Genomic DNA, 21,595 nt, shown 5'->3' on the forward strand with positions numbered 1-21,595 from the left:
CGACCCGCGTGTGGCCGGACCCGGCGCCCTTCGGCACCGGACCCGGCCGGAAAAATCCGCCCTGGCGATGAGCTCAGGCGAACTGCAGCACCGTCTTCCAGGTGACGCCGCCGTAAAGGTCGTCCGAGGCAGCACCGACACCGCCCTGCCCGTCCCCCTTGTAGAGGTGCAGGGTGCCGTCAGCCCAGACGGCCATGAGGTCGGCGATGCCGTCCCCTGTGAAGTCGCCGGCGGTCAGCCGGCGGGTCGTGGCCCACGTAGTACCCCAGAACGGGATCGGTACCTGTGCACCGACCTGGCCGGTGCCGTCCCCCGGGTAGTAGTGCAGGGTGCCGTCGTACCAGACCGCCATCAGGTCGGCGATCCCGTCGCCGTTGAAGTCACCGCCCGGCAGCAGCTTCACCGTGCCCCAAGTGTCACCGCCCGCCTTGACCGGCGTCTGTCGCTCCAACTGCCCGTCCCCTCTGCCCGGGTACAGGTGCAGGGTGCCGTCGTACCAGACCGCCATCAGGTCGGCGATCCCGTCGCCGTCGTAGTCGCCGGCGGTCAGCTGCTTCGTCGTGGCCCAGGTGTTACCGCCCTCGGTAACGGCAGTGCTCAGGCCGAAGTTGCCCTTGCCGTCCCCCTTGTAGAGATGAAGGGTGCCGTCGTCCCAGACGGCCATGAGGTCGGCGATGCCGTCGTTGGTGAAGTCGCCCTTGGTAAGCTGCTTCATGGTCTTCCAGGTGGTGGTCCCGCCCAGCTGCGCGATGGCCTGACCGCTCAGCCCGTTGGCCGTGTCACCCGGGTACAGATGCAGCGTCCCGTCCTCCCAGACGGCTGCGAGATCCGCGATCCCGTCACCGGTCACGTCGTCCTGAACCCGGAAAGCGGTCCGGCGGATCCATCCCGCAAGGTCGTCGACGCGTACATCGACGGCGCCGGTACGGGATTCCTTCGGGTCCATGCCCAGGCAGCCGCCCTGCCAGGACCGGCTGTTGACGGCGACCAGCTCCGGTGTGCCGTTGCTGTTGCGCAGGGCGGGACCACCGGCGTCGCCCTGGCAGATCACGGCATCGCCGGAGCCGTTGAGGGTGACGTCACCGTTGTCGGCGGAGGCGACGGTGAAGACGGCGGAGTGCAGTGCGTCGGGCACCCATTCCGTTCTGGTGCGGCCGAAGCCCGCCACCGTCAGCTCTTCACCTGCGGCCGGACCACTGGTGGCTACCTTGGCCGGGGCAACCCCCAGGACGCGGCGGGCCAGCTTGACCATCACCACATCACGGTCGGCGTGCGGAACAAGTTCGACCGCGTCCACGGTCTTCCCGCCGGTCTGTGCCAGGTTGGTGCGACCCACCGTCACAGTGGTGCGGGACGTGGGCTTGCCGGCCGATGCGGGCTTGCCGCCGTCGGCGAAGCAGCTGGCCGCGGTGAGTACCCACTGAGGGTCGACCAGCACACCCGAACACGCCTGCTTCTCCGCGACGTTGATCTTCGCAGTGAACGCGTAGGCGGAGTCCTGGAGGACGGAGCCCGAAAGGGCGGTGGCCGGCGATGCGGTGAACAGGCCGGTCGCAGCCGTCGCGGCGGCGAGGAGGCCCGCGGTCCACGCGGGGCGTGAACGCTTTGCAGACATGGTGGTCCTTGGGGTGTTTCGGAGTGAGCGAACAAATACCGCCGGCCCGGCACGCCACATGGCGGGCCCGCCTACGACAGCAGCGGTGAAACAGAAGGGGCGGCGAGTACGGAGGCGTCCGCGCTGGACTTGCACTAGTCGCGCGGACTGTGCCTACTTGCTCGTACGGATCTCGACCAGGGTGTACTGGCTGTCCGGATCAACGGACTCCCCGACCGGCGTCCACTCGCCCTTGGGGACCTCGATCTGCTGGGGCTTGGCCTTGGGCGCGGTCAGGGTGACGTCAGCGGAATGATCGGCCGATCCCTTGATGGTGTGGACGGAGGGAAACTCCAGGGTGAGGTAGCCGGAGGGGCCAGTGATACGGAAGCAAACCGGCTTGCCCTTCCGCGGCTTCACCTGCATCAGCCCGGCGTCGGAGGAGCAATCGGCAAGCATGATGTGGCCGTCGCCCCGCTTGAGGACGATGCCGGTCTCCTCCTTGATCTTGTCGGAGCCCGGGTAGCCGAAGCCCTCCACCGCGTAGCCGGGGCGGGCGTCGACCACCGTCGCCGACACGCCGGACTTGTCGGCATGGAAGAAGGCCGTAGAGGCGACGACCGCCGCGGCGCAAACCGCGACAGCCACACCAGTGGTGATGATCCGTCGTGCGAACTTCATGCGAGATCCCTTGTGGGAAAGGCGAGTCGACCGGTGCCATGCGCCCACCCGGGAACGAGACGGCGTCCAGGCGCGCAAGAGGCACTTCGATCTAGGAGATGCCAGATCCAAGCACACACCCTCACCCGCGACCAGAGCGACAAATCGGGCATGAGGTACTGAAGCATACTAAAAACACTTTGTGTCTTTTCTCATTTCTTACTTAGGCATCTACCGGCAGAAAAGATTCACTTCGCATGCATAGAGTCGCGGCACCTGTCGTGTTCCTGTGGTGCCCATGAGCCGGTCCAGGACATGACGGCACCGGGCGCACCTCTTCGCCTGAGGTGCCGCCATCGGTGGGTCGCCCCCACGCATCGATTCCGAAGGACCGTTTTGGACACCATTTTTTGGAGCAGACGGCGCGTTGTCGGCGCCCTCGCTGCCACCGCGGCCGTCGCTGCCTCAAGCATGGTCCTGAACCCTGTTACCGCCTGGGCCGACGCCCCGTCGGTCGGCGGTGACCCTCTCAACCTCCCCGACACCGACCGGGCGAAGGCCGTCAAGGCATGGCTGGTAGGCGGCAGAGCCACCCGCGCCGCCGCGGAACTCGCGCTGACGGGCTCGGACGCCGATGTCCAGAGCTTCCTGACGGTCGAACTTCCCCAGGTCACGGCGGAGGACAACAGTGTCGCCATCTCATCCGCCCTCGTCGGAGCCGGCAAGGGCACCCGACGCGACGCCGGCGAGGCCCTCGACCACGGTGACGCCGCCATCGCCGCTTACCTCAAGGGCGGTTTCCGGGCCGGAATCCTGGAAGACCTGAGTGTGGCCACGTCGACCGTGATGGCCACCGGCGGCAAGGCCGTACGCCGGGAAGGCGGTGCGGCCCTGGATGCGGACACCCAGGAGGCGTACGAAAAGTATCTCGCCGAGGGCCAGTACACCGCCCGTCTGGAGGACATGACCGTCGAAGTGTCCAGCCTTCTCGTGGGGGCGGGCCCGGAGATGAAGAAGTACGCCTCCCGGGCCCTGGACGGCACGGCCAGTGACATCGAATGGTTTCTCGACACCGGCCAGCACATCGCTCGCGCCCGTGACCAGGAAGCCGCGACCATCGGAGAGCTCGTCGCGGTCGTCGAACGCGAGGGCAAGAAGGCCGACGCGAAGACGAAGCTGGCCGAGGAGGCCGCCGCCCGCGCCAAGACCGCCGCCGACAATGCCAAGAAGGCAGCGGACGAGGCTGCGGCGCAGGCCAAGGCGGCCGAGAACGATGTGGCCAAGTCCGGCAAGGCGGCCCGGAAGGCAGCCGGGGCCGCGCAGGGCGCGGCCAACGCGGCCCGGGTCGCCATCCGCGCCTCGCACGCCGCCGTACAGGCGTCCCGCCGCGCCGCCTACGCGGCCACCGCGGCGAGCCACGCCGCGGCCATCGCCGGATCCGCCGCCTCCACGGCCTACCGGGCTGCCATCGCCGCCTCGAAGGATGCCTCCCAGGCATCGACCGCCAAGACCGCCGCCGTCGCCGCCCGCGACGGCGCGGCCAAGGCCCGCAGCGCGGCGAAGGCCGCCGACTTCGCGGCCACCGCCTCGGCCCAGGCGGCGAGCGCCGGGTCAGCTGCCGCCTCGGCAGCCCGCAACGCATCGGCCGCCGCGAGCGCTTCCGCCGCGGCCGCCTCCGCCGCGGGTGCGGCACAGGCGCAGGCGGCGGAGGCCAAGCGGCAGGCACGCATCGCGAGCGCCAACGCCGCGATCGCCACCAACGCCGCCGGCACTGCACAGACGCTGGCGAACGCTGCAGCAACGGCTGCCCGTACCGCACGCGACGCCGCGAACAGCGCAGCCGACCACGCGGAGAAGTCCGCCGAGGCCGCCGAGTCGGCCGCCAAGTACGCGGGCCAGGCCGTCGACTACGCGAACAAGTCCACCGCGTACGCCAATGAGGCCACGAAGGCCGCGAACACCGCCGTCGAGGCCGTGAACAAGGCTGTCGAGGTGGAGAAGCAGGCGCGGGAGGCCGAGTGGCAGCGTCTGGACGAGGACAAGAAGCAGGCGATGGAAGAAGCCCGTCTGCTCGCACAGCTCGACGACCAGGAGAAGTCGGAACTCGCCGACAAGCGCTCGCAGGCCGAACGGACGCGTCAGGAGACGAAGGACCTCATCTCACAGGCGGAGTCGGCGCTGAAGTCCGGTGACACCGGACGTGCCACCGCCCTCGGCCGCAAGGCGGCCATCGCCCTGATGAACGCGCACGGGGCCTGGTCGCGTGAGGCCGCACGGTTCGCCCTGTCCGGCACTGACGCCGACATTCACACCTGGGTCGACACCGACCGTCTGATCGCGCAGCGGCAGGACGACCGGGAGACCGTTCTCTACATCGCCCGAACGTCCACCCCGGATGTCGCCGAAGCCGCGACCAAGGCGCTGCAGAGCGACGCCCCCGACGCTGCCACATCGTTCCTCACCACTGGCATCATCGAGGCCTCCGCGGACGACAACTGGGCGGCGATCGGCCGCATTCTGGCCTCCACCCCCGGCAAGGCGGTGAAGAAGGCAGCGAGCGATGCCCTGGACGCGGGAACTGCTCGGGCCGTGTACGCCTTCCTCAACGGTGCGTTGGAAACAGCGCTGTCGGAGGATGATTCGGTCGCCACCGCCACGCTCATCGCCAAGGGGGGTCCCTACACCAAGGCCCACGCTCAGGTCGCGATGGAAGGCCCGGCTTGGATGCGCCGCAATTTCCTCGCTTCCACCCAGTACAAGACTGCACAGCTCGACTACGATTCCGCCACCCACATCGCTGCCATGCAGGGAGCGATAGCCGCCGCCGCAAAGATTGCGCACAAGGCGCAGGAAGCCGCCGACCGTGCGCAGGAGGCGGCGGCGAACGCACGCAACGACGCCGCCAAAGCGTTGGAGTGGGCCGACGCGGCCAAGAAGTCGGCCCTCAAGGCCGATGATTGCCGGAAACAGGCGGACGCGAACGCGGACGCCGCCGAGCAATCGGCCAAGGACGCCCAGGCCTCGGCCGACAAGGCGAAGCAGGCAGCCACCAGTGCCCGCACGGCCGCACGTATGGCCAACTACTCCGCCAACGTCGCCGTGGATGCCGCTCGCCGCGCCGTGGCTTCCGCCAACTCGGCTCAGTCATCGGCTGTGTCCGCCCGCGCCTCCGCCATTCAGGCCGGCAAGGACGCCAGGACAGCGGCAGCAGCCGCCGCCCAAGCGCATCAGATCACCGTGGCCAAGCGCACGGCCGAAATAGCGGAAGCGGCCAAGAAGGCGACCGAGGAAGCGCAGAAGGCCAAGGAGTCCGGAAAGCATCCCGCTGACGCTCCGGAGAACGACAAGACCGACGGGCTTGAATGGGATGTCAAGCTGGCGCGGGATCTGGCTGACATCACCGGCGCCGCCAGCATCCTTACCGGGTTCATCGCTGCCGGCTCCGGTCTCGCCGCCGGTGGGGCCGCCCTGGTCGGCGCCGAGCCCGTTGCGGCGTTCTTCGGAGTCGTCGCAAGGTACTCAGGTTGGGCTTCCCTCGGTTTGAGCGCGTTCAATACTCTTTTCACCGCTTACGGATGGGGATGGGACAGTGCTGAGTTCAGAAAGTCCGCCGGAAGCACCCTTCTGGGGCTGATCACCTTCGGTCAGTCCGATTTGATCAAGAAGCTCGGCGACTTCGAGGGCGTCTCGAAGGCCACCCAGATCGGCACGAAGATCACGCAGTTCGGCCACGACCTCATCTCACCGATCACCGGCCTGCTGAGCTAGTCACCGGCTCTTATCCCTGGCAGAAACCCTGCAGGAGAACGCCCGGGCCGGCGGCTTTCCGCCGCCGGCCCTTGCGTACCGTCGAAAGGATCAGAGTGCTGGCGCGCCTCCCCCTCCCGTATCTGCTACTCATGGCCACATTCGCCACTTTCACCCTCTGCCTTGCCGTGGACAGGATCATAAAACTACGGAAGGCGACAGTTACCTGCGCGGCGATTTCCATCGGATGCTGCGTCGGCATGATCATAGTGGGCGGACTCCAGTACCAGAAGTGGAGCGCCGAACATATGCTGATCCTCTACTCCTTCGGATGGATCGGCCTCGCGATCGGCCTGCTTCCTTTCAGGAAGCCGTACCTCGAATATACAGAAGAAAGACGCCGCGGCATCACGAGGGACACATATGAGTACGCGAAGTGGCGCCCAATGGTGACCGTTGCTTCGGCCACCTTGATGGGTATCGTGGGGCACCTTCTCGCGAGATGACGGCGCGCCACGCGAAGTACCGGCCGTGCTCGCGCCAATTCCTCTTGGCTTCTTGCCTTGTCCATGGCAGCCACCGCGTGCCGCGTGAGCGCGAACGGCACGTCACACGCCAATGCCACGGAATCCGGTGCCGTCCTGTTGCGGGGCCACACCACCAACACAGCCGGTGTCAGTCAAGTGGCGCCACCATGCGCCCGGCCCCGGTCCGGCCGAAGGCTCAGGCCCCCTTGGCAGCCCTTTCGAGGATCACCACGCTCTCCACACACCCCGTAACCGGGAAGGCGTCATACGAAACGGCAGCTGGCATAGCAGCTCAGCGGAGGTCCACGGCCATTCTGACCGGTCCCCCAGCCACCCGGAGCGTCACGTCCAGTCCGAGGGTGGATTCTGCGCAGCGCTGTCGGCGAGATCTTTCAACAGCACATCGACGACCAGTTCCTCGACCACTGCGGAACCATGCTCTGCCATGGCTTGGGCCAATTCGGCATCCCAAGGCGCTTCCGTAATGCGCCCGGCCTGCGGACCGAGCGGGTTGCGGGCAACCGCCGTGCGATAGTCAACTGCCGCCATTCGCCAGGGGCGGGCCGACGTCTTGTCCAGGACATACGCGGCGATGCGGACGCCCTCGCCGTCGAAGTCTCCGTGATAGCGAAGAGTGGCGCCGTGGTCCGCGAGCATGCGCAGGAGCTGGATCACCGCGCTGTTGGGCCAGCCGGATGTGCACACGAGCGGCGGACAGTCCGGGCCGAAACGGCGTACGGCGAGAGCCAGGATGCTGGGGTTCTCCACGACGTGTACAACGGGTGGGGGGCCGTCGGCGAGGGCGAACTGGCCAGGGGAACGCAGTTGTGCGAGGGTCAGGCTGGCGGCCTGTCCGGCCTCGGCGCAGACGCGGGCCACCCGGGCGAGCGGACCGTCCCCTGTCGGGCGCAATCCACCAACGAGAACGGTGGCCGACAGGTCGTCGTCGGCGACACCTGCGCGAGTCCACAGGGCACGCCGGTCCGCCGCGGACTGCGGCGAGGCGGTGTCGTACAGGGTCACCAGGGCGCGCAGGATGAGGTTGGACAGCGGTGTGCCGTCGTCGAGTGCGTGCGCATGGCCGTCGAGGGTTCGGGCAGCGAAGACGGGCAATGGCTCGGCTTGGGCGGGCAGCTCCGCGAGCACCTTGAGCGCGTCTGTGAGCAGGGCTCGAGTGCGTTCCGCCGAGCCACCGACCAGCCCGGTGGCTCGGCAGGAAGCGACCCAGTCGGCGAGTACCGGCTGGGCCCGTACGGTGTCGTGATCGGCCAGCCAGCTCCACAGCCCGGCGCGTTCGTCTTCCTGGCGGCGCCGATCGCCCGCCCGGTCACCCAGGGGGCCGACGAGTTCGGTGACGATTGCACGTACCGTATGGCCGGATAGCTCTTCCACGGCCTCTTCCAAGCGGGCCAGAGCGATGGACGGAAGGCAAGCCGGCAAACGGTCAAGGCCGAGGAGGTCGGCGAGGGCCTCTCGCTGGGCGTCGTCGAGTGGCCCGAGGCGTACCCGTGTAACGGGACGGCCGGAGGAAAGGCGGCTATGGACCGCTTGCCAGAGCGGGCGAAGTTCGGGGCGTCGCAGAGTGCTTTCGCCCGGGACCGGTTCGGCGTGGCTCATCCCGTCTCCAGGTCGGTGCCGTTCCACACGAAGCGGGCGCTGGTGACCGCGTCGTCGTTCCCGTCGGTGAGGAGTTGGTGGACGGCGATGCCGGGCAGCTCGCCATAGGTGCACCACTCATGGTCGGAGGTGACCATGAGATCCAGGTCGAGTGCGGTGAGCAAGGCGAAAACCTGGCCGCGGTTCACGGTGTCGACGCCGACGAAGACCTCGTCCAGCAGGATCGGCCTGGGTGCCAGGGGCACGGCTTCGTAGTGGGCGGCGACTGCGGCGAACAGCGGCAGGTGCAGGGCAATGGCCTTTTCTCCGCCGGAGAGTGCGCCGTGCAGCTTCTTGGTCAGTGGCTGCCAACCGGTGCCGTTCGCCCGGTCGAGGCGGACGGTGAAGCGGTGCCAAGCGGTGTAGTCGAGTACCTCGCCGAGCTGCTCCTCCCAGCTCGCGGCCGTGTCGCTGCTCTTAGCCTCCTCGACTCGGGTGCGGAAGAAGGCATGCAGAGCCTCCCGGTCGCTCTCGGTGACCCGTCCGGGGTCCTTCAGGAGCAGCTGACGGGCGGTGCGGGTGGTGTCCGGTAGTTCAGGACGGACGTCCCAGACGAGTTGGACGGCGACTTTGGAGGCGGTACGGACTCCCTCCAGGTGCCCGTTCATACGGTCCACAAGTTCGCCGGCCTGACGAATGCGGGCTGCGAGATGGCGGCGGATGTCGCCGGTGAGTATCTGGTCGAAGAGGCGCCGCTCGGCGGCGGTGATGTCGTCACGGCTGCGGTCGCGCTCTTGGGTGAGTGCGGTGAGCAGGCCCACCGCCCCTACGCGTACGCCGTCCAAGGTGGCGGTGAAGAGCTGTATGTCGTCGTCGGGCTCCAGGTCCAGGTCGGCACGGGTGCCGAGGCGCTGGCGGGCCTCGTGGACAGCTTCGGACAGGCGGGTCGCAGCATCACCCAGGTTGCGGGGGGCGTGCGGGATGCCGGGCCACTTCGCCGCTGTGGCGCGGGCGGCCTCCAGAGTGGCCTTGGTGCCGTCCCCGGTGTCGAGTTCCGTTGTGGTACCGGCGTCTTCGGCCAGCCCGACCAGGCACAGGTGCCGGAACCGGTGCGCCGCGGAGTCCCGGGTCGTGGCGGCCTGCTCCCGTCGCTCGGCATCCTGACCACTGGTGGCCCGCAACCGTCCGATATGCCCTTCCAGACTCAACAGGAGGCCGGCCGCACGGCCGGCGTCCTCGCGGCAACGGTGCAATTCGGTACGCGCCTCGGCGACGCGTGCGACGATATGGCGATAGTCCTCGCCGATGGTGGCCTCCACCGCTTCCAGGCGCGCCTTCAGGCCCGCCGCCTCTGACTCGGCGGCGACCGCTAGCTCGGCCTGTTCCTCGGCGGCCCGGCGCGAGGCCCGCGCCCGTGTGGCCGTCTCCTGAGCCCTGTCGGCAGCGACGCTCGCGGTGAGGCGTGCGTCCACCCAACCGTCAGCGGTGTCCCGAAACCTGTCCATGTCGACGGAGAGTTCACGCAACCGGTCGCGGTCGGTGGGCAATCCGTGCTCCGCGGCCCGGCGGCTCAGCGTGCGCAGCGCGCTCGCCACCTCGTTCTCACATCGCTCCAGACGACCGGTGGCGTCGCGCACGACGTCGTCTCGGGCCGCCACCTTCTCCTCGGCTCGGTCCCAGTCACGCCGACGGGCGCCAAGGTCCCGGGGATCGGGGCGGGCGGCGCGGTCGGAGGCCAGCCGGACGCGGCGCGCGTCGAGGTCGCGCAGCTGGTCGTCAAGGACCGCAAGGGAAGTGTTCTTTTCGTGGATGAGGTCGGTCAGTTCGCCGATCCTGCGCTGCCGGGCCCGCTGTCGCGCGAGGGCGCCGATGTGGGCCGGTTCCGACTTGCTCCACGTCCCGGTGGCCAGCGCAAGGCGCCAGGCGCCGTCGGCGGAGACGGCCGCGGGGTGATCGCCGGTCAGCGTCGTGCCATATGCGACACCGGCGAGAATGCGGTTAACGGTGTCGGCCGGGACGGGGATGTCTTCCTCGGGCTTCAGCACCTCCAGCAGGCTGGGTCCAGGGGCGGCCACGGCCAGGGCCGCCTCGGCACGGGTGTCGTGACCCGGCAGCGTGATCCCGTCGTAGGGGCCGACCCAGGCGTCCAGGAGGCCCGACGCCTCCAGTGCCGCTTCCACGGCGGCCTGAACGGGGAGCGGGACACCTTCGCGGAAGGCGACCAGCCGCCACAGTGGTGCTCCCGCCGTCGCCGTGCGGACGGCGGTGCGGGTGGGCGGAGGCGGAGGCGGGAGATCGGTCTCGCCGCTGAGCCGTCGTACTTCCTCCTCAAGTCGCCTCCGCTCCTCCAGCAGGCCCTGGCGTGCGGCCCGGGCGATGGCCTCCGCCGTGCCGATCTCCTGTTCCAGCGGGCGCGCGGCGGCTTCGACCAGGGCCGTCACCTCAGCCTCGGTCGCAGCTCTGGCCGCCAGCTCCCCCAGGTCGGCGATGCGCAGTTCCGTGCAGCCTTCGGCCCAGGCCAGCAGGCGTTCCACCTGTGCGGCAAGAGCATCGTCCCAGGCACCGGACGCCTCGTCCCGCAGGGCGATCGCCTCAGCGAGTCGGGTACGTGCCCCGTCCAGCAGGTCCTCGGCGGCGCTCCGGTCACGTACCGCACGATCGTGCTCCTCGATCGCCTCGGTGATGAGGGTGACCTGATGCCGCCGGGTGGTGACCGCGCCACGGAGCAGCCGACGAGCCTGTCGGGCCGCGTTTTCGCCCGCCGTGCGTGCGACGCCGGAGCCTCCGGACCAACCGCCGCCCGGCTCACCCTCCGGGCCACCTGGAAGAGTCACCATCAGATCGGCGTCGAGGATGGTTCTGACCTCGTGATGAATGGACTCCATGCCCGCTGTACGGGCCGACCGGCATGCTTCCTCGGCGATTTCCCGCGCGTGTTCGCCGAGGCTACGGGCTTGCCCTGCGGCCTCGTCCGCGTACCCCTGCTCCTTTTCTGCTCCGGCCTGAGCGGCCTGAGCGGTGGCGCGCTGCCGCCCAGCAGCGGCTGCCGCGTCGTCGGTGCGGCGGCGGAGCCGGTCGAGTTCCTCGCCCTGCTTGTAGGCGTCACTCTCGCGCAGGCCATCGATGGCCTCCTCCAGGCCGTGCGCGCGTAGCTCGCACTCCTTGTGCTGGGCTCGAGCCGCCTCACGACGCGCCAGTGCCTGTTGTAGTTCCTCGGCGCTGTGGCGGGCGACGCGGGTGAGGTTGTCCATCTCCGTGGTCGCCGAGATCAGCGCGGCGGCCCCGGCACGCAGGACCCGTCGCGCGTAGGCGCGCTGCCGTGCTGCGACGGTTTCGGCATCCGTCACTTCGTCGTCGAGCCGCTTGAGATGTTCGCGCTGGCGGTCCAGGCGCTCGAAGCCCTCAGCGAGTTCGGCGATCTCCCCTTCACCCAGCGGGGGCAGGGCGCGGGACAGCAGAGTGGAGAGCAGGGACGGGTCGAGCCGCTCGGACAGTTTGGGCTGGCGCAGCTGCAGCAGGGCGGACAGCAACGACTCGTAACGCTGCTCGGCCATGCCGGTGAAGAGTTCACGTCGTACGGCCGCGCGGTAGTCGGTGGCCGAGGCGTGCACATCACCGCGGTCGCGGAGGACGTCGGCAAGGGCGGCACGGGTCAGTGGCTGCCCTGCATCGTTGACCAGGCGTACACCGTCCGGGTGGGCGATTCTGGAGCCGGTGGTGAAGTAGTCGGCGTGCACCCCGCTGGTGTGGACGCTCGCCTGCAGGCGCGCCCCGCAGCCGAACCACCGCTCGGTGTCGTCGCTACCGACGCGGCGGAACTCCATCCACACATACCCGACGCGGGTCTTGCCGGACGCGCCCTCGCCCAACAGGTTCCAGTGCATGGTGCGCTCAGACCCGCCGAACGTGGACAAGCGGTTGGGGCGGAGGCTGGCGTCGAAGAGGAAGGGCAGCAAGAGCTCCAAGGCCTTGGATTTGCCCGACCCGTTCTGCCCGCGCAGCAGCAGGCGACCCTGGTGGAAGGTGAATGTCTCGTCGTAGTAGCGCCAGACGTTGAAAATGCCCGCGCGGTGGGGTTGCCAGCGGTTGCGGGCGGCGCCCTCCCCTTCTGCCGGTGTTCCGGCCGCCCGCTCGGTGGGTTCCTGCTGCCGCGGGACGGGAAACTCAGTCACACTCACTGCTGATCTCCTTTTGCGGCGGTGGGACCCCTACTTGTCGTCTCCGTCAGCCGGTAGCGGTACGCAGCCGGGCATACGACAACCCGGCCTGCGACCTCGCGGGCGAGCCCGGCATCGCGCAGTACGCGTACGGCTTCCTCCGCCAGCCGGGGCGCACCGTCCTCCGACCGATACGCCTTCGCCCAGCTCGGGAAGCGGCGCAACAGATCCGCTCCCGCCTCGGCAAGTTGTTCGGAGAGCATTCCGGCAGGCGCGGCGCACAGTGGCTCCAGCAAGAGCAGGGCAGCGACCCGGGCGGTGGACGTGTCGTCGGGGAACCGGACATCGGTGGCAATCCCGTCCGGGTCCACGAGCAGAAAGCCCTCTGCCCGTTCCTCCAGGAGAAAGCCGGCCTGCTCGACCGACCGACGCAGGATCTGCCGTCCGGTCAGGGAGGTGACGTACGCAAGCTCGTCCTCGGCGAGGTCCGACCGGTACAGCACGGGGTCGTCGAAGAGGCGACGCAGCACCGAGTGACGCAGCCTCAGGTTGCGTTGTGCATCCGTGGCGGCGGTCTCGTGGTACGCATCGTCCACCGTGCCGTCACCGGCCACGCCGCCGTAGCGGCGCTCCCGCACAAGACCCGTGAGGAGTTCCTTGAACCGCGCGGGCACCTCATCCGGAGGCACGGCGAGCCGGGAGGCACCGACAGGCGCGGCGGGCAGCCGCATCAGCAGTGTGGCGTCCACGCGGTAGAGCACTTTTGCCTCCGCGGACTCGACGTACGTCTCGGTCGTCCCGTCCACCGTGCGCAGCACGTCATACGATTCCAACAGCTTCAGGACGTCGACGAACGCCATCCGCTCCGGCCGGTGGACCGGGTCGAACGGGGCCAGGGCACGGTCGGCCGCCGTGGCCTGGACGACGCGGTCGGCGAGCATGCCGATGGTCGTCATCGGCATCGACAGCAACTCGGCCGCGGTCACGCACAGCAGCACGTAGCGCCGGCGGTCGAACGGAGCCCGGCCAGAGCGCGTCCTGCGGGCCGGACGGGAGCCGTCGGGGTCGGTGCGGACCTTGGTGAGGCGGGCGTAACCGCGGCGGGGTTCCACCATCAGGCTCCAACCGCACGTGTAGTCGAACCACTGGGCCAGCGGCTCACGTCGGCGCCGCACCAGTTCGAAACCGGTCGGGTCGGCGATTGTGGTCAGCAATGGGCGGGCCAGCAGGAGACGGATGGCGCGCGCGACCTCCTCACGTTCCGCGGCGGCCAGTTGGTTGGCGAGGGTACTCATCCGGCCGCCTCCTGCTGCACGGTGCGCGGAGCAGGCAAGGGGCTCGCTCCGCCCGCAGCCGCGATGTGAACGACGTAGTCCGGTCCGGCCAGGGAACCCTTCGCAGTGCGCAGTACGGTGACACGCTCATCGGGAGGCGGCGACAGCGCGATCTCCACCCGGCCGTCCCCCGTCGTGGCACGCCGCAGGCCACCCTTATCCGGTCTGGCGGACAGAGCCCGGCCCAACAGGTCGAGCAGCCTGTCGAAGACAGCGGGATCCAGCGTGCCGAAGGAGGACAGCCGCACGGGCCCATCGGTCTTGAGCGCTTCCCAGGCACGCACAAGTTCTGCTCGCTCCGCACGGGCCCGTTCCGCGCGCTCCGCCCTGACCGCCGTAACGTCCCGTACCTTGCCCGTGCGCGTGAAACGCTCCGTCCGCCCGCTGGTCCGCAGCAGCGCCGACACCTCCACCGGCGGGGCCTCGGACCAGGAGTGAGACGGCGGAATCAACTCCGGGTCGGGATGCGCGAGATGGGCGTGACGCGTCGGCCCGAGGCCGAAGGCCGCCGACCAGAGCCGGTGCAGATCCTCTTCCGCGGGGGCCACCGCGAACCAGCGCGCCAGCTCCCGGAAGTCCTGTACCGCGCTGGTGGATCGGCGTCGTGATTCGTTGATCCGCTCCAGGACCTGGAGCAGCGAGACAATGGCCCGACGGGCGATGTCATGCAGTTGCTCGATCCGGGGCCGTGCACCGTCGTCCGGCAGGAACCACGCCCGCAGGCCCGCCCAGCGCGCCCGCCTGCCCTCCAGCCAGCCGGCCGCGGGATCCGTACCGGCCGTCGGCGGCAGCTCGGCCCCGCGCAGGGCTCGCTCGCGCAGCACAGCGGTTCCCCGCTCCTCGACCCGGGCGACGGCAGCGGCGACCGTCTGCCCGCGCCGATCGAGATTGACCAGGAACTCCTGGAGATACGCGACGGTGGCGGCCTTGACCTCGTGGAACACCTCCAGGTCGGCGCCCTCGGCGCGCAGGAGCCGCTGGAGTTCGCCGTTGAACGCCTTGGTGTTCTCCACCAGGGCGTCCAAATGCCCCTCCAGCTCCCGCAGCGTGCTGAAGATCCGCCGATCGGCCGAGGCAGGCTCGGCGGACAGCAGGCTCAGCTCGTCCAGCCGATCGGCGATCGCCTCCAGCACGGCCGTCTGAAGCGCCCCGGTGGAGGCCAACACCTCCAACGCGTGCCGGACACCGGCGAGAGCGGCCTCACCCCGTCGGGTCAGTGAGTACTGGAGGTTGCGCCGCTCATAATCCTCAGCCGTGCGGTAGTTCTCCGCGTGGTTGTGTACCACATCCAACAGCTCCCACTGCACGAGTTTCTTGAGCACCTCGTGCAGCTCGTCGTCCTCGACCGCGGCTGCCCAGCCCACCGCGCGCAACCGCTCGCGCACGGCGTCGAGCCCCAGCGCCGTCTCCAGGTGTTCGCCGGCCGCGCCGAAGGCGTTGAGCACCGCCCCGTACAGATCGGCCCTCTCCACCGTGGTAAACCGGAACATTTCCGGTGGAACCCTGTGCACGCCTGTCAGCCTCATTTCCCACCGTGTCGGCGGCATCCGGTCTCTACGGTAGGGGGCGGCACTGACATCGTGAGCCGGTTCCGAAGCGCTACGGTCACTGCCCGACGCGTCGGTGGTGGCAGGGCCCCTCGCCGTCCGGTGCCGCGCGTTCAGCCGACGAATTGCTCGGTACGTGTGCCGGTAACGATGGTTGGTCCGCCGATGTCAGCTCGCTGACCGTCCACACGCCCCTGTCGGTAGCCCGTCCCCTTGAACTTTGTGGGCCGAGCCTTGCTCAGCTTGGGGTAGCTGTCGTTCAGGCGGGCATCCACCATCGTCGACCGGTCGGCAAGGACCAGGGCCACGGTGCGCCCCGTCCTGTCCCCACCCTCCGCCGCCTCCTGCTCGTGCTCGGCGGCTGCCCGCGCCGCCTCCTGAGCAGCTTTGACCCGGTCGGTCACCTCACGGATGAACCCGAGCATCCAGGAACGCTTGTAGGCGCGCGCGTCCTCCCCCGGTGGCCGGTGCAGGCGGTCGGCGCGGTCCGCTCCGTCCAGCATCTGCAGCCGCAGGCTGGTGAACAGAACCTCGCCGGCCTGAATGTCGCTCTCGAAGCCGAAAAGGTGAACCCGGTGGCAGTTCGCCTTGCCTCCGGGGTAGACCGAGCGGCAGCGCATGGCTCCGGCAATCCAACTGAGCAACCGTCGCGCCTCCTTGGCGTAGGGCGGGTGGACCTCGACGACCTTGTCCACGGGTCCCGCAGGCCGGTCCAGGGCTTCGAGCATGGCCTGTTCGATGCCGTACTTGGCCATGAGTTCCGTGGCCTTGGCGAGAAAGGCACGGGACTCCTCCTCCGTGGCAGCCTGGTCCTCCGCCTTGCGGAGCAGGGCCCTCACCTTGCCGAGCAGTTCGGGCGGAAGGCTGCCTCCCGTGGTGCGGTGGCCGGAGGACGCGGCTTCCGGCCCAGGTGAAGGAGTCCCGCCGGGAGCGGTTCCCCGACCAGTGCCCTCCGCACCGTCATCCGTCTCGCTCGATGCGTCCGCGCTCGCCTCCTCTTCCCGAGCGATGAGATCAGCGAGATCCTCCGGATCGGGAGCCAGCTCCGCCAACGCAGCCAGGGCCCAGCGCCGGTAGGCACTGGCGTCGTCCTCGCGCACCGCGGCACGGACCGAGCGCAGGGTACGCACCGACCCGTCCGAGTGGACCGTCAGAAACTCCAGCCTGGCATGACCGAGTTGGGCCAGCGCGAGGAGAGCGCACAGGTCCAAGGCGCTGTCCGGCTCGTACGGAACGTCGATGCCCGGGGCGGGGTACCAGTCCACCGACTCATCGGTCTCGTCAAACAATCCCTCGAACAGAGAGAACCCCGGGACCGCCATGTCGTCGCCGGTCCGGACACGGACGACGGAGGCCGACGGCCGTCCCGAGTAGGCGAGAGCGGCGGCCTTCTCCTGCGGGGAGCCGACGATGTGATACCAGACGGGCACGGAACCCCGCATGCCCTGCCAGGTCGTCTCTCCTCGCTCGCGGCGCTCCCGGGCCTGCTGGGCCACGCCCGCGCTCGGTGCGTCGTCCCGCCAGGCATCCTCGCCCGGCTGCACCTGCCAGTCGAGGAACATGTCCAGGTGGTCGGCGGCATTGCGGTGCGCACCGGGCCGACTGCGGTCCAGGAGCGCACGCTCACCGGTGGACAGGGCATCGACGACGGGCTTCAGAACCAGCGTGGCGTAGCGCTTGACAGTCTCGGACAGCTCCGCCAGGAAGGCTCGTGTGGCCTCGGACCCGGTCTCCTGTTGATCTCTGCGCCACGCTTCGAGTTGATCGGCACAGCCTTGCTGTTCGGCCAGCCACCTCAGGTGTCCGGCGCCCTGGAGATGCTCTTCGCCCAGCAGAACAGCATCCTCGACGGCAACGACCATTCGGGGCGACCTGAGCACTGCCAGAGCCAGGAGCCGCAGCGGTTCGGCTTCCGCGGCGAAGAACTCGGCGAGCGTGACGAGTGCACGACCGTGCCGTCGCGGTGCCTGCTCGGGCTCGTCGATGTCCCCGTGCCAGGAGATCTCCGCCGACCAGCGCGAGCAGCACTCGGCGAAGTCCCGCTCCGGATCACCGGTACGCGTCTGTTGCCGCCTCCACCACCACAGCGTCAGCTCCTCCCATGTCGTGGCGTTCCACGACCACACAGCCGGTTCTCCCCGGGCCGCCAGCCGCGACCGGAGCACTCGGACCGCTCCATGCAAGTCGTGGCGGTGCCCACCAGGAATCAGGCGCCCGAGCCATCGGACGGTCTCCGACACGGACTGGGTACGCGCCTCGTCCCCGGCCACCCTGGCCACGACGACCGCCGCCGCCAGGCGGCGGTCGCCCAGATCTTCCGGGAGCAGTTCGTACAGAACCGGGCCGGCGGTCATCAACACGTCGGCGAGATCCTGAATCCTGCCTTCCATCCATTCCTGACGCATCCGCCGGAACTCAACTGCCGAGGGCCCGTCCGCGCGGCTGTCCGTCATGTGTTCCCCTCCTTGAATCCCCACCTGTACGCGAAGGATCTTCCTAGGAAGAGAGACCGCAAGCGACCGCACCATGTGCGCCGTCGCTAGCCACGGTGCTGCCCGGCCGGGCAGTGATGCCGACGGCGTAGCAGGACTGAGGCCGACGCCCCAGCCCTCCGAGCAAGTCTCAGTAGGTACTTCCTCATCCCTCGGAAACCGGTCTCGCTGAGAAAGCCCGCAGTACTGATGAAGGCAACACGCCTGACGGCCCATCAGGACAAGCGTCAAACGAGCGTCATTTCAGCGTCGAGACATCGCCCGTAGCGCCCACACCGCACATCATGCGCACACACAAAACCGCAGGTCAGGCCCCCTTAGCAGCCCTCTCCAAAATCACCACACACTCCACATGCCCCGTAACCGGAAAAAGATCGAACGCCCGCATCCTCCGCGGCACGTACCCCTCCCCCGCGAAGTACTTCAAGTCGCGGGCCAGGGCCGCCGGGTCGCAGGCCACGTACGCGATGCGTCGAGCCCCGAGTGAAGCAAGGTGGGCGACCGTTGCCCGACCCGCCCCCGCTCGCGGCGGGTCGAGGACGATGAGGTCGACCGAGTCGATGCCCGTGCGCGGGAGGATCTGTTCGACCTTTCCGTGCTCGATTCGCACGCGGTCCAGGTCCTGGAGGTTGTGGCGGGCGTCCTCCACCGCGCGCTTGCTGCTCTCGATGCCGAGAACCGCGCCCTTTTCGCCGACCCGGTCGGCCAGCGCCCCCGCGAAGAGGCCGACGCCGCAGTAGAGGTCCAGGGCCATGTCGCCCTTCTTCGGCATCAGGCCCTGCATGACGGCCTCGACCAGGAGGTCGGCGGCCTTGGGGTGGATCTGCCAGAAGCCGCCGTTGCCCACGCGCCAGGTGCGGTCGGCGGCGCGTTCGCGGACGAAGGGGCGGCCGTGGACGCGGTGGACGCCGCCGTCCTTCTCGTTGACGCGGAGGACGGAGACGGGCTTGTCGAGTTCGACGATGGGGAGGCGGCCGCCGGGGCGGGGGGTGAGGACGACCTGGCGGTCGTTCGAGCCGGTGGCGGCGATGGCCTCGACAGTGGCGATCTGGGGCCAGTCGCGCTTCTCGATGCCGAGTTCCGAGACGCCCTGCGCCGCGATCAGGCAGTGGTCGATGGGCTGGATGTCGTGGGAGCGGTGCTTGCGGAGGCCCACGCGGCCTTCGGCGTCGGTGGCGTACTGGACGCGGGTGCGCCAGGCCGGGACCTCGCCCTTGGGCACCTTGTCGCCGGGGGCCGGTTCGACGGTGCCGTCCCAGCGGGCTTCCTCGGGGGTGAGGCCGGCCAGCCGGGACAGCTGCTCGGTGATCACCTCGGCCTTCAGGCGGCGCTGGGCGCCGGGGGCGACGTGCTGCCAGTCGCAGCCGCCGCACTTGCCGGGGCCGGAGAAGGGGCAGGGGGCCTCGACGCGGTCCTTGGAGGGGGTCAGGATCTCCACGGCGTCGGTGCGCAGGAAGCGGGCGCCTTCCTCACCGTCGGTGACGCGGGCGATGACGCGTTCGCCGGGCAGGGCGTGCCGTACGAACAGGACCTGGCCCTCGTCCGTACGGGCGATGCAGTGGCCGCCGTGCGCGACGGGGCCGACCTCGACCTCGTACTCCTCGCCTACCAGCGACTTCTTGGGTTCGGTCTGCATGGTGGGGGAGCTCCTGGGGGTGGGGTGCAGGGAGGCGGGAGAGGCGGATGCCGACCTGCAAGTCTACGGGGCGGCCGGGTGGAGTCCGAACCGGACAGGAGGAGAGGAGGGGAGCGGCAGCGCACAGGGCCGCCCGGACCCGACCCGCCCAGCAGCACACAGGCCCGGACCCGCCGGGTGGCAGGTCCGGGCCCCGAGCCGTACGGACGGATGCGCCCCTACTTCCGTACCGCCGCCTTCTCCTTCTTCGGCTGGGCGACCGGGCCCCGGCGTACCGCGCCGGGCGCGTTCCACTCGGCGCGCTTGCGGGCGCGGCGCTTGGCGGCCTCGGAGGAGTCGAGCTGCCAGGGGACGGAGGTGACCATCACGCCGGGGGAGAAGAGCAGGCGGCCCTTGAGGCGCAGGGCGCTCTGGTTGTGGAGGAGGTGTTCGTACCAGTGGCCCACGACGTACTCCGGGATGTAGACGGAGACGGCGTCGCGCGGGCTCTCGCGGCGCAGGGACTTGACGTAGTCGATGATGGGCCGGGTGATCTCGCGGTAGGGGGAGGCGAGCACCTTCAGGGGCACGTCGATGTTGCGGCGCTCCCACTCCTCCTTGAGGGCCTTGGTCTCGGCGGGGTCCACGTCGACGCTGACCGCCTCCAGGGTGCCCGAGCGCATCAGCTTGGCGTAGCTGAGGGCGCGCAGGGTGGGCTTGTGGACCTTGGAGACCAGGACGATCGAGTGGACGCGGGACGGGCGTACGGCCTCGTCGCCGGGGACGTCCTCGGCGGCGATCTCCTCGGCGACCCGGTCGTAGTGCCGGCGGATCGCGGTCATGGTGGCGTAGAAGATGACCATGCCGAGGACGGCGACCCAGGCGCCGTGGCTGAACTTGGTCAGCAGGACGACGACGAGCACCAGGCCGGTGAGGGTGGCGCCGAAGGCGTTGATGGCCCGGGAGCGGTGCATCCGGCGGCGCTTGGCCGGGTCCTTCTCGGTCCGCAGGTGGCGGTTCCAGTGGCGGACCATGCCGACCTGGCTGAGCGTGAAGGAGACGAAGACGCCGACGATGTAGAGCTGGATCAGGCGGGTGGAGTCCGCGCCGTAGATGTAGACGAGGACGATGGCCGCGCCGGCCAGCAGCACAATGCCGTTGGAGAAGGCCAGCCGGTCACCGCGGGTGTGCAGCTGGCGCGGCAGGTAGCGGTCCTGGGCGAGGATCGAGCCGAGCAGCGGGAAGCCGTTGTACGCGGTGTTGGCCGCGAGGAAGAGGACCAGGGCGGTGGCGGCGGCGAGCACGACGAAGAAGAACGTGCCGTCGCCGAAGACCGCGGCGGCGACCTGGGAGATGACCGGGTTCTGGGTGTAGCCGGAGCCGACCGGGACGCCGTTGTGCAGCAGGTCGGTGGCCGGGGTCTCCGCCATCTTGACGTCGGTGGCCATGGCCAGGCCGATGATGCCGCAGAACATGGTGACGGCCAGGCCGCCCATGAGCGCGAGGGTGGTGGCGGCGTTCTTCGACTTGGGCTTGCGGAAGGCGGGGACGCCGTTGGAGATCGCCTCGACGCCGGTGAGCGCCGCACAGCCGGAGGAGAACGCGCGCAGCAGGAGGAAGACCAGGGCGAAGCCGGCGAGGCCGCCCTGTTCGGCGTGGATGGTGAAGTCGGCGGTGGGCGCCTTCATGGTGTCGCCCATGATCACCCCGCGCACCACGCCCCAGATGATCATTATGAAGACGCCGGCGACGAAGATGTAGGTCGGGATCGCGAAGAGCTTGCCCGACTCCTTGACGCCGCGCAGGTTCATCAGTGTCAGCAGCACGATCATGCCGATGGCGCAGAGCGTCTTGTGTTCGGTGACGAACGGGATCGCGGAGCCCAGGTTCTCCACCCCGGAGGAGATGGAGACGGCGACGGTCAGGACGTAGTCGACCAGCAGGGCGCTGGCGACGGTCAGTCCGGCCTTGGGACCGAGGTTGGTGTTGGCGACCTCGTAGTCGCCGCCGCCGCTCGGGTAGGCGTGCACGTTCTGCCGGTAGGACGCCACCACCGTGAACATCAGCACCACGACCGCGAGCGCGATCCAGGGGCTGAAGTGGTACGCCGACACACCCGCGACGGACAGGACGAGCAGCACCTCGCCCGGGGCGTAGGCCACGGAGGAGAGCGGGTCGGAGGCGAACACGGGGAGCGCGATGCGCTTGGGCAGAAGGGTCTCGCCGAGCTTGTCGCTGCGCAGTGCGCGCCCGATAAGGATCCGTTTGGGCACGTCGGTCAGTTTGGACACGCAGAGGATGCTAAGCCTTCGTCAAGGCAGGCGCC

The 21,595-nt window shown here is 69.2% G+C and carries 11 protein-coding genes; 2 read left to right on the forward strand and 9 right to left on the reverse strand.

What is annotated here, in order from left to right; translation table 11 throughout:
- Positions 1–73: 73 nt before the first annotated feature.
- Both ACH4FX_RS20950 and ACH4FX_RS20955 read right to left on the reverse strand, forming a co-directional pair.
- Positions 74–1,615, reverse strand: a complete 1,542-nt coding sequence (locus ACH4FX_RS20950) for an FG-GAP-like repeat-containing protein (RefSeq protein ID WP_398481028.1) — start codon at positions 1,613–1,615, stop codon at positions 74–76.
- Between the two features lie 153 nt (positions 1,616–1,768).
- Entirely contained in the window at positions 1,769–2,275 is a 507-nt protein-coding gene (locus tag ACH4FX_RS20955) for a hypothetical protein (RefSeq protein ID WP_398481030.1), read from the reverse strand.
- Positions 2,276–2,725: 450 nt separating this feature from the next.
- Between ACH4FX_RS20955 and ACH4FX_RS20960 the strand changes: the two genes are divergently transcribed.
- Together ACH4FX_RS20960 and ACH4FX_RS20965 are read left to right on the forward strand one after the other, a co-directional pair.
- On the forward strand, positions 2,726–6,022 hold the full coding sequence (locus ACH4FX_RS20960; RefSeq protein WP_398481032.1) for a hypothetical protein: 3,297 nt from the start codon (positions 2,726–2,728) through the stop codon (positions 6,020–6,022).
- A gap of 131 nt (positions 6,023–6,153) precedes the next feature.
- Positions 6,154–6,507 (forward strand): hypothetical protein, encoded by a 354-nt coding sequence (locus ACH4FX_RS20965; RefSeq protein ID WP_398481033.1) that lies wholly within the window; start codon positions 6,154–6,156, stop codon positions 6,505–6,507.
- Between the two features lie 363 nt (positions 6,508–6,870).
- On the opposite strand, the gene ACH4FX_RS20970 is transcribed toward ACH4FX_RS20965, so the two are convergent.
- From ACH4FX_RS20970 to ACH4FX_RS21000, 7 genes are all read right to left on the reverse strand, one after another.
- Positions 6,871–8,145, reverse strand: a complete 1,275-nt coding sequence (locus ACH4FX_RS20970; RefSeq protein WP_398481035.1) for a TIGR02679 family protein — start codon at positions 8,143–8,145, stop codon at positions 6,871–6,873.
- Positions 8,142–12,302 (reverse strand): TIGR02680 family protein, encoded by a 4,161-nt coding sequence (locus ACH4FX_RS20975; protein ID WP_398481037.1) that lies wholly within the window; start codon positions 12,300–12,302, stop codon positions 8,142–8,144. Before ACH4FX_RS20975 ends, ACH4FX_RS20970 begins: the two co-directional genes overlap by 4 nt.
- Positions 12,299–13,576 (reverse strand): TIGR02678 family protein, encoded by a 1,278-nt coding sequence (locus tag ACH4FX_RS20980; protein WP_398481039.1) that lies wholly within the window; start codon positions 13,574–13,576, stop codon positions 12,299–12,301. The genes ACH4FX_RS20975 and ACH4FX_RS20980 overlap by 4 nt, the downstream gene beginning before the upstream one ends.
- The gene (locus ACH4FX_RS20985; protein ID WP_398481041.1) at positions 13,573–15,105 is read right to left on the reverse strand and encodes a TIGR02677 family protein; all 1,533 of its coding nucleotides are present in this window, start codon (positions 15,103–15,105) and stop codon (positions 13,573–13,575) included. The genes ACH4FX_RS20980 and ACH4FX_RS20985 overlap by 4 nt, the downstream gene beginning before the upstream one ends.
- Before the next feature lie 170 nt (positions 15,106–15,275).
- Positions 15,276–17,687: a DUF2786 domain-containing protein gene (locus tag ACH4FX_RS20990; protein ID WP_398481043.1), complete on the reverse strand. Its 2,412-nt coding sequence runs from the start codon at positions 17,685–17,687 to the stop codon at positions 15,276–15,278.
- A gap of 274 nt (positions 17,688–17,961) precedes the next feature.
- A complete protein-coding gene (locus ACH4FX_RS20995; protein ID WP_398481045.1) occupies positions 17,962–19,290 on the reverse strand; it encodes a class I SAM-dependent RNA methyltransferase in 1,329 nt (442 codons plus the stop codon).
- A 218-nt stretch (positions 19,291–19,508) separates the two neighbouring features.
- Positions 19,509–21,560 (reverse strand): APC family permease, encoded by a 2,052-nt coding sequence (locus ACH4FX_RS21000; protein ID WP_398481047.1) that lies wholly within the window; start codon positions 21,558–21,560, stop codon positions 19,509–19,511.
- Positions 21,561–21,595: the final 35 nt, after the last annotated feature.

The sequence above is a fragment of the Streptomyces sp. NPDC018019 genome, assembly GCF_044327805.1.
Taxonomy (GTDB): Bacteria; Actinomycetota; Actinomycetes; order Streptomycetales; family Streptomycetaceae; genus Streptomyces.